This is a genomic window from Micromonospora sp. NPDC005413, from assembly GCF_040606435.1.
Taxonomy (GTDB): domain Bacteria; phylum Actinomycetota; class Actinomycetes; order Mycobacteriales; family Micromonosporaceae; genus Micromonospora.
Genome location: NZ_JBEXEV010000036.1, coordinates 63794 through 71829, shown reverse-complemented (window position 1 = coordinate 71829; position 8036 = coordinate 63794). Strand labels below are relative to the sequence as shown.

Sequence of the window (8036 nt, the reverse complement as noted above, 5' to 3'; positions counted from 1 at the left end):
AGCAGCGTCCGCTGTCCATGCCGATCGCCTTCCTCGCCCTCGCCGCGCAACAGTTTCGGGCCGTGAGTGTTGCGCGGGTTGAAGCAGAGCAAAGGGTACGAGCGGACTGCCGCCCCCTCCGCTGGCCAGCCGACGTCGCTGTGTGCCCGCGTTTTGCGGTAACGACAAGGTGTGAACCAGTCGCCACGTAACGTGAGAATGCAGCCGGCCTTCGGCTGACGCAGGCGTGCACCGGGCCGTCACTGTGGCGGTACCGCTCGGCCAACTACCGGGGCGGACCTCCCCGCACCGCCCGCCGGCCTACTCAGCCGCAGGAGGTACGGACGATGCCCATGCTGTCGGTATTCAATCCTCGGCACACTGTCGCTCCCCCGGGATACAGCCGCTGGCTCATCCCGACCGCGGCACTGGCCGTACACGTGTGCATCGGGCAGGTCTACGCGACCAGCGTCTACAAGAACTCCCTCATCGCGCACTTCGACACCAGCCAGACGGCGATCGGGGCGATCTTCAGCATCGCCATCGTCATGCTGGGTTCGTCCGCGGCCGTGGGTGGCAGGTGGGTGGAGCGCAACGGACCGCGCCGGGCGATGTTCGTCTCCGCCTGCTTCTGGGCCACCGGGTTCCTGGTCGGCGCGCTCGGCATCGCGACCCAGCAACTCTGGCTCCTGTACCTCGGATACGGCGTCATCGGCGGCATCGGGCTCGGCATCGGCTACATCTCGCCCGTCTCCACCCTGATCAAGTGGTTCCCGGACCGGCCCGGCCTCGCCACGGGGCTGGCCATCATGGGGTTCGGCGGCGGTGCACTGGTCGCCGGCCCGCTCGCGCGCCAACTCCTGTCCCTCTACGACTCCGGCTACAACCCCGACAACCCGGCCGCCGTCGCGTCGGGACATGCCCTCGTGGCGCTCTTCGTCACGTTCGGCCTCGGCTATTTCGTGATCATGATGTTCGGCCCCTTCAACGTCCGGGTTCCGGCACCGGACTGGCGGCCCGCCGGTTTCGATCCCGCGAACGTCGCCTCTCGGCCCCTGGTGACAAGGGCGAGCGTGTCCGCGACGAACGCCGTGCGTACCCGGTCGTTCTGGCTGCTGTGGATCGTGCTGTTCTGCAACGTCACGGCGGGCATCGGCATCCTGGAGCAGGCCAGCCCGATGATCCAGGACTTCTTCCGGGACAACGGGGCCACCGCCGTCTCGGTGTCGGCGGCGGCCGGCTTCGTGGGAGTGCTGTCCCTGTTCAACATGGCCGGGCGGTTCGTCTGGTCGACGACGTCCGACCTCATCGGCCGCAAGCCCATCTACATGATCTACCTCGGCGTCGGCATGGTGTTGTATCTGCTGCTCGCCGTGGCCGGTCACTCCGCCACGGCGGTCTTCGTGCTGATCGCCGCAGCGATCATCTCGTTCTACGGCGGCGGCTTCGCGACCATGCCCGCCTACCTGCGCGACCTGTTCGGCACCTTCCAGGTCGGTGCAATCCACGGTCGGATCCTGACCGCCTGGTCGGCCGCGGGCGTCGCCGGCCCGTTGATCGTCAACGGGATCCTCGACACGCAGGGCAAGCCCGGCACCCTCACCGCCTCGGCGTACCGGCCCGCGCTCTTCACCATGGTCGGCATCCTCGCCATCGGGTTCATCGCGAACCTGCTGGTCCGTTCCGTGCCCGAGCGGTTCCACGAACCCGACCGGGGACCAACGTCGCCAGTCGCGAAGGCCAGCATCACCGAGCCGGTCGCTCTGGGCAGAGACAGCCAACCGCCCACGCCGACGCACGTCGGTAGCCAGACCGGGCGGCTCTGGTTGTCGTGGCTGCTGGTCGCGGCGCTACTCGGATATGGCATCGTCCAGACGGCCATCACCGCCGCGAAACTGTTCACCGGCTGACGCGTCACGGCCGGTCAGCGCGGAGAAGGACGACGCCCCTCACGGGGCGCCGTCCTTTCCAGATCCGCTCAGAGCCGGGTCGTCGACCGGTTCTCGTCGAGCCGTTCCCGTTGTGGCACGACCGTGTACTTCGGATCGCGTGCTGACACCCTCCCCGCCTCGAAGACGCCGAACCGGGTGGCGACCGACGATGCCACGAGGGTCGCGCCGGAGATCGCCGCCAGGACCCGGCTGCGTCCGCTGACCAGCGCCGCGGCGGTGCCCACGGCGAGCAGTGCGCGGCCCGCCTTGACCAGCCGGCCGCTGCGGCCGTGCGTGTAGGGCTCGCCGGTCAGTCCCTGCCGCTCCAGTCGGTGCCCTCCGGCCAGCTCGATGGCCGCGGCGGCCAGGACGAGCCGTCGCAGCGGGGCGGTCTCCGCGGCTGGTGCCGCGATCAGCCCAACCCCGGATGCGGCGGCGAGCGCGCTGCCGGCGAAGACGAACGGCAGCGACGGGTAGGCGTCGTGCCAGGACGGTACGGCGGTGTCGGCGAGCAGCACCCCGGTGTACGTGGCCAGCGCCGGCGCGGTGACCGCGGCGGCCAGGCCGGCGACGTTGCCAATGGGCGGTGCGATCCGGCGGGCGAGGCCGAGCGCACCGTGCTGCGGGAGCAGTGGCGCGAGCTCCACGACCGCGGCCACGCCGGCCAGCGGCCCGAACGCGGCGAGGATCCAGGTGCCGACCGACATCGGCGAGGTCAGCTTGGCCACCCGGAGCATGTGATGGAACCGGTCCGGCCGACCGAGGTCGTGGACCAGCAGGTACGTGCTGGCGGCGACGCCGCCGAGGGCCGTCCAGCGGCCCACCTTGCGCAGCCCGGGTCGTCCGGTCAGTTGGGCGCCCGCGCCGATCAGCGCACTTCCGGCGGCGAGGCCCCCGGTGAACAGGTAGCCGGCGATGTCGTACTTCCACACCGGCGGTTTGAGGACCGGCCGGCCGTAGTAGGAGGCGAAGTCGGCCGGCGGCACCGTGAGCTGCTCGCCGTCGCCGCCGCGTCGCCTGCCGGGCTGCCGGTGGCGCTTCCCGTCGGGATGGTCGAGGCCGGCCTGGAACTCGCGGAACCGGGCGCCGGCCGGCTCGTTCGAGGGCGTCGCGTCGGTCATGGCCGCCTGCCCAGGAACGCGACCGCCGCGGCGACGGCCATCGTCATCGCCGCCAGGCCGGCGCGCTTCCACATGGCTGGCAGGTCGCGGGTGGTCACGATCGGGTCGGGTGGTAGGCCGTACACCTCGGGCTCGTCCAAGAGCAGGAAGAACGCCCCGTCACCACCGACACCATCGTTCGGGTCATGCCCGTACAGCCGCGCCTCGGGCACCCCCCGCTCATGCAAAGTAGCCACCCGCGCGGCGGCCCGCTCCCGCAACTCATCCAGAGCCCCGTACTGGATCGACTCCGTCGGACACGCCTGCGCACACGCCGGAGTCATCCCCACGCCGAGCCGGTCGTAGCAGAGCGTGCACTTCCACGCCCGACCATCATCCTTACGCTGATCAATCACCCCGTACGGGCACGCCGAGATGCAGTAGCCGCACCCGTTACAGATGTCCTCCTGCACCACCACCGTCCCGAACTCCGTCCGGAACAGCGAACCCGTCGGACAGACATCCAGACACGCCGCGTGAGTGCAGTGCTTGCACACATCCGACATCATCAACCAACGGAAATCAGTACGCCCCTCCACGCCGGTGCCCCGACCCGGCGGCTGCGCACCCGGCATCCCGAGGAACTCCGGCCCACCCGACATCCGGGCCGCCGCTGCCGGCGAGCCGGGCGGGAGGCCCGGGTCCGTCCCGGTGTCGGTGCGGGTACGCGCGCCGACCGCCGCCGTCGCCGGGCTGACCGCCGGCCCGACCGGGTTCTCCTCGAACGCGGGTGTGGACCAGCCGGACGGACGGGCCTGCTCCACGAACGCGACGTGCCGCCACGAGTTCGCGGTCAGCGCCCCGGTGTTGTCGTACGACATGCCCAGCAGGTCCAGCCCGCTCTCCGGGACGCCGTTCCACTCCTTGCACGCGACCTCGCAGGCCTTGCACCCGATGCAGACGCTGGTGTCGGTGAAGAACCCCATCCGCGGCGGCGCGTCCACGTAACCGGCGTCGGGTGCCGGGTCGAGCGGCCCGTACAGGGCGTTGGCATGCGCCATCGGTCAGACCTCCTGGTCGCGGCCGCTGTCGGGGTCGTCGGTCGTGACCTGCGGTGGATAGTGCGGGTTGAGATCCCCGGACCGCCGTCGGTAGTCGACGAGGAGGTCCAGCAGTTCCCGTCCTCTGGGTCGCCGCCCGGATCGGATGTCGCAGGTGCCGACCTTGCTTTCCTGGATCAGGACGTTCGGGTCGAGGCTGATCCCGAACAGGTCGTTGGCCGAGTCACCGGTCACCAGGCCCTCGGGGCCGAAGTGGTACGGCAGCCAGAGCTGGTGGATGATCCGGCCGTCCACGCGCAACGGGGTGAGTCGGTCGGTCACCAGCACCCGCGCCTCGATGGCCGCGCGGGCGGTGATCATGTGCGCCCAGCCCAGGTGGTTGAGCCCGCGTTCGGTCGCCAACTCCGGCGACACCTCGACGAACATCTCCGGTTGCAGCTCCGCGAGGGGCGACACGTTGCGGCTCATCGCGCCGGCGGTGTGGTGCTCGGTGAGCCGGCTGACCGTGAAGATGTACGGGAACACCTGGCTGTACGGCTCCGGTGGGCTCGGGTTGAGCGTGTTGATCGGGTGGGTGTAGACCTTGCGGGTCGGGTTGGACTGCTGGCGGTAGAGCGGGTTGCGCACCGGTGATTCCACGGGCTCGTAGTGGGTGGGCATCGGCCCGTCGAGCACACCGGTGGGCGCGTACAGCCAGCCCTTGCCGTCGCTCTGCAGAATGAACGGGTCGTCGCCGGCGATGCCCGCCACACCCGAGGCGTCGTGGGCCGGTCGGTAGGACGGCGGTTTGGTCTTCTCGAAGTCCGGCACGTCGTAGCCGGTCCACTCGGCCTTGTCCGGGTCCCACCAGACGTAGCGCTTGCGCTCACTCCACGGGTTGCCGTCCGGGTCGGCCGAGGCACGGTTGTAGAGGATGCGCCGGTTCGCCGGCCAGGCCCAGCCCCACTCCAGGGCTACCAGGGACTGCTCGCTGGCGGGTTTGCGCCGGGCTGCCTGGTTGACGCCGTCCGCGTACACGCCGCTGTAGATCCAGCACCCGCAGACCGTGGAGCCGTCGTCCTTCATCTCGGTGAAGGACGACAGTGGCCGGCCGGTCGCCACGTCGTACCCGTTGATCTCGCGTAGCACCGCCTCGGCGCTCGGCTCGACGGTCGCGCCGTGCGTCGGATAGTCCCAGGCCAGGTCGAGCAGCGCACGGTCGCGGGGCTTGGTCGACGTCGCCAACCGTTCCCGGATGATGCGACCGAGATGGTAAAAGAACCAGAGCTCGGAGCGGGCGTCGCCCGGCGGCTCGACGGCCTTCTCCCGCCACTGCAACAGCCGTTGGGTCTGGGTGAACGTGCCCTCCTTCTCCACATGGGAGGCGGCGGGCAGGAAGAACACCTCGGTGCGGCACTCCTCGGGCACGATCTCACCGGTCTCGATCTCGGGCGCACTCTGCCAGAACGTCGCGCTTTCGATCTCGAACAGGTCCCGGACGACCAACCAGTCCAGGTTGGCCATGCCCAGCCGCTGCGCCCGGCCGTGCGCCGAGCCGACCGCCGGGTTCTGCCCCAGCAGGAAGTACCCCTTGACCTTGCCGTCGATCATGTTCAGCACCTGCTGGTAGGTGCCGTGATCACCGGTCATCCGGGGCATGTAGCCGTAGCAGTAGTCGTTGTCGGCGGTGGCGGCATCGCCCCAGTACGCCTTGAGCAGGTTGACGGCGTACGCGCGGGCGTTGCCCCAGTAGCCCTTCTGCCCGGGGTGCCGGATGCTGTCGACCCACTCGTCGAAGCTCGGATGGTCGGCGTGGTGCGGCATCGGCAGGTAACCAGGCAACAGGTTGAACAGCGTCGGAATGTCGGTGGAGCCCTGGATGCTGGCATGCCCGCGCAGCGCCATGACCCCGCCACCCGGGCGGCCCATGTTGCCCAGCAGCAACTGGATGATCGCGCCGGTGCGGATGTACTGCACGCCGACGCTGTGCTGGGTCCAGCCCACCGAGTAGACGAGCATGCTGGTCCGCTCCCGGCCGGAGTTCTGCGCCCACGCCTGGGCCAGCTCCAGGAACCTGTCCTGCGGGATGCCGCAGACCCGCTCCACCATTTCGGGCGTATAGCGGGCGTAGTGCCGCTTGAGGATCTGGTAGACGCAGCGCGGGTGCTGCAACGTCTCGTCGCGTTCGGTGTCGCCGTTGACCGGGGCGCCGTGCGACTCGTGCTCCAGCCCGGCTGCGGTCTCCCGCTGCGTCTCGGTGTCGCGGGTTGCCTCGTTCTGCCCGTTGCCCGCGTACCGCCAGCTGGCCTGGTCGTAGGAGGCGTTTTCGTTCTTGAAGCCGGAGAAGAGCCCGTGCAGGTCATCGGCGTCGACGAACTCCTCGGTCACGATCGTCGCGGCGTTGGTGTAGGAGACCACGTACTCCCGGAAGTCGAGCTCGTTGTTCAGGATGTAGCGCACCACCCCGCCGAGCAGGGCGATGTCCGTGCCCGCCCGGATCGGCAGGTACGCGTCAGCCAGCGCGCTGGTCCGGGTGAACCGCGGGTCGACGTGGAAGATCTTGGCGCCGCGGCGCTTGGCCTCCATGACCCACTGGAAGCCCACCGGGTGAGCCTCGGCCATGTTCGAACCCTGAATGACGATCATGTCGGAGTTCGACAGGTCCTGCTGGTACTGGGTGGCGCCGCCACGGCCGAAGCTGGTCCCCAGACCGGGGACGGTGGAGGAGTGTCAAATACGGGCCTGGTTCTCGATCTGGAGCGCCCCCATCGCGGTGAACAACTTCTTGATGAGGTAGTTCTCCTCGTTGTCCAGCGTCGCCCCACCCAGACTGGAGATGCCCAGCGTCCGGTTGAGCGGTCGGCCATCGTCGTCGACGTCCTCCCAGGTCTCGTCCCGGGCGGCCAGGACCCGATCGGCGATCATGTTCAGCGCCGTGTCGAGGTCGAGGTCCTCCCACTCGGTGCCGTACGGCCGGCGGTAGCGGACCTTCGTCTGGCGCAGCGGGCTGGTCACCAGACTCTTGCTCGCCGCGCCCTTCGGGCAGAGCCGACCCCGCGAGATCGGGCTGTCCGGGTCGCCCTCGATCTGACTGACCTGCCCGTCCTTGACGTACACCCGCTGGCCGCAGCCGACGGCGCAGTACGGGCAGACGGACCGGGCCACCGAGTCGGCGGTTTCGGTGCGGGCGGTGAGCGCCCGGGATCCATCGGACTTGGCCGCGGCACCCCGGCCGAGCGGGTCGGTGCCGGTGAGCTGGCGATAGACCGGCCAGCCCTCGATCCAGCTGCGCACCCCCATCGCCGCACCTTTCCGGCCAATCCCACCAAATGCGAACAGTCTGACATTAGACGAGGTGTCGGCCCGGTCGCAGCAGGATCACGAGAGCCATGTGGTCAGGTCGGCTCAACCTGGCCGATGCTGATGGTTCGTGGTCAGGGGTCGTACGACGCTGTCGAGCTGAGTCGTTTGTGACATCAGGTGGCGTCACGGCCTCGGCGACGCCAGCCCACCGCTGAATCGTTTACGACATCAGCTCGAAAGCGTCTCGCGGGCGGATCCTCCGCCGGCACCCGAGCGGATTGGCCGCGGTGCGCCAGCAAGGACGGTCATGCGAGTGCACGGGTGGCCCGGACGAAGCGGGCTCGTACCAGGGCAATGTCCCGGTGCGACTGTCGTGACCACACTCTCGCCGATCTGATGGACCTTCGGCCAACTCCCCCGTGAGCTCCTGGTGCAGCGGCCGACTGTCACTAGCGTGTGGCGAGTCGCTCCAGCAGGGCGGCGCTCTTTGCCAGCAACGCCCGCTCCTCATCCGTGAGTTCGGCCTCGATGGCCTGCGCGAGCCAACCGGCCCGGCGGCCGCGCTCCGCTTCGAGCGCGGCCCGGCCCGCGTCCGACAGCTCGACCAGTGACTTTCGGCGGTCCGTGGGGTGCGCCCGGCGCGTGATCAGGTTCTGTTCTATGAGCAGCCCCACCGCCCGCGC

The 8036-nt window shown here is 69.4% G+C and carries 5 protein-coding genes; 1 reads left to right on the top strand and 4 read right to left on the bottom strand.

The window, feature by feature from the left end:
• Window positions 1-332 precede the first annotated feature (332 nt).
• On the top strand, window positions 333-1889 hold the full coding sequence (locus tag ABZS37_RS27865) for an OFA family MFS transporter (protein ID WP_355173740.1): 1557 nt from the start codon (window positions 333-335) through the stop codon (window positions 1887-1889).
• Window positions 1890-1957: 68 nt separating this feature from the next.
• On the opposite strand, the gene nrfD is transcribed toward ABZS37_RS27865, so the two are convergent.
• The 4 genes from nrfD to ABZS37_RS27845 form a co-directional block, all read right to left on the bottom strand.
• Window positions 1958-3031 carry an NrfD/PsrC family molybdoenzyme membrane anchor subunit gene (gene nrfD / locus ABZS37_RS27860; protein WP_355173734.1) on the bottom strand — a complete coding sequence of 358 codons (1074 nt, stop codon included), beginning with the start codon at window positions 3029-3031 and terminating at the stop codon, window positions 1958-1960.
• Complete coding sequence (locus ABZS37_RS27855) at window positions 3028-4071, bottom strand: 4Fe-4S dicluster domain-containing protein (RefSeq protein ID WP_355173732.1); 1044 nt, start codon at window positions 4069-4071, stop codon at window positions 3028-3030. The genes nrfD and ABZS37_RS27855 overlap by 4 nt, the downstream gene beginning before the upstream one ends.
• Before the next feature lie 3 nt (window positions 4072-4074).
• Window positions 4075-7350, bottom strand: coding sequence for a formate dehydrogenase (fdh, locus tag ABZS37_RS27850; RefSeq protein ID WP_355173730.1), 3276 nt, complete (start codon window positions 7348-7350; stop codon window positions 4075-4077).
• A gap of 452 nt (window positions 7351-7802) precedes the next feature.
• Window positions 7803-8027, bottom strand: coding sequence for a hypothetical protein (locus tag ABZS37_RS27845; protein WP_355173728.1), 225 nt, complete (start codon window positions 8025-8027; stop codon window positions 7803-7805).
• Window positions 8028-8036 lie beyond the last annotated feature (9 nt).

What these genes read in the sequence shown, in the direction of transcription:
- nrfD (WP_355173734.1), bottom strand. Translation starts at nt 3,031, where the DNA reads ATGACCGACGCGACGCCCTCGAACGAGCCGGCCGGCGCCCGGTTCCGC.
- ABZS37_RS27855 (WP_355173732.1), bottom strand. Translation starts at nt 4,071, where the DNA reads ATGGCGCATGCCAACGCCCTGTACGGGCCGCTCGACCCGGCACCCGAC.
- ABZS37_RS27865 (WP_355173740.1), top strand. Translation starts at nt 333, where the DNA reads ATGCTGTCGGTATTCAATCCTCGGCACACTGTCGCTCCCCCGGGATAC.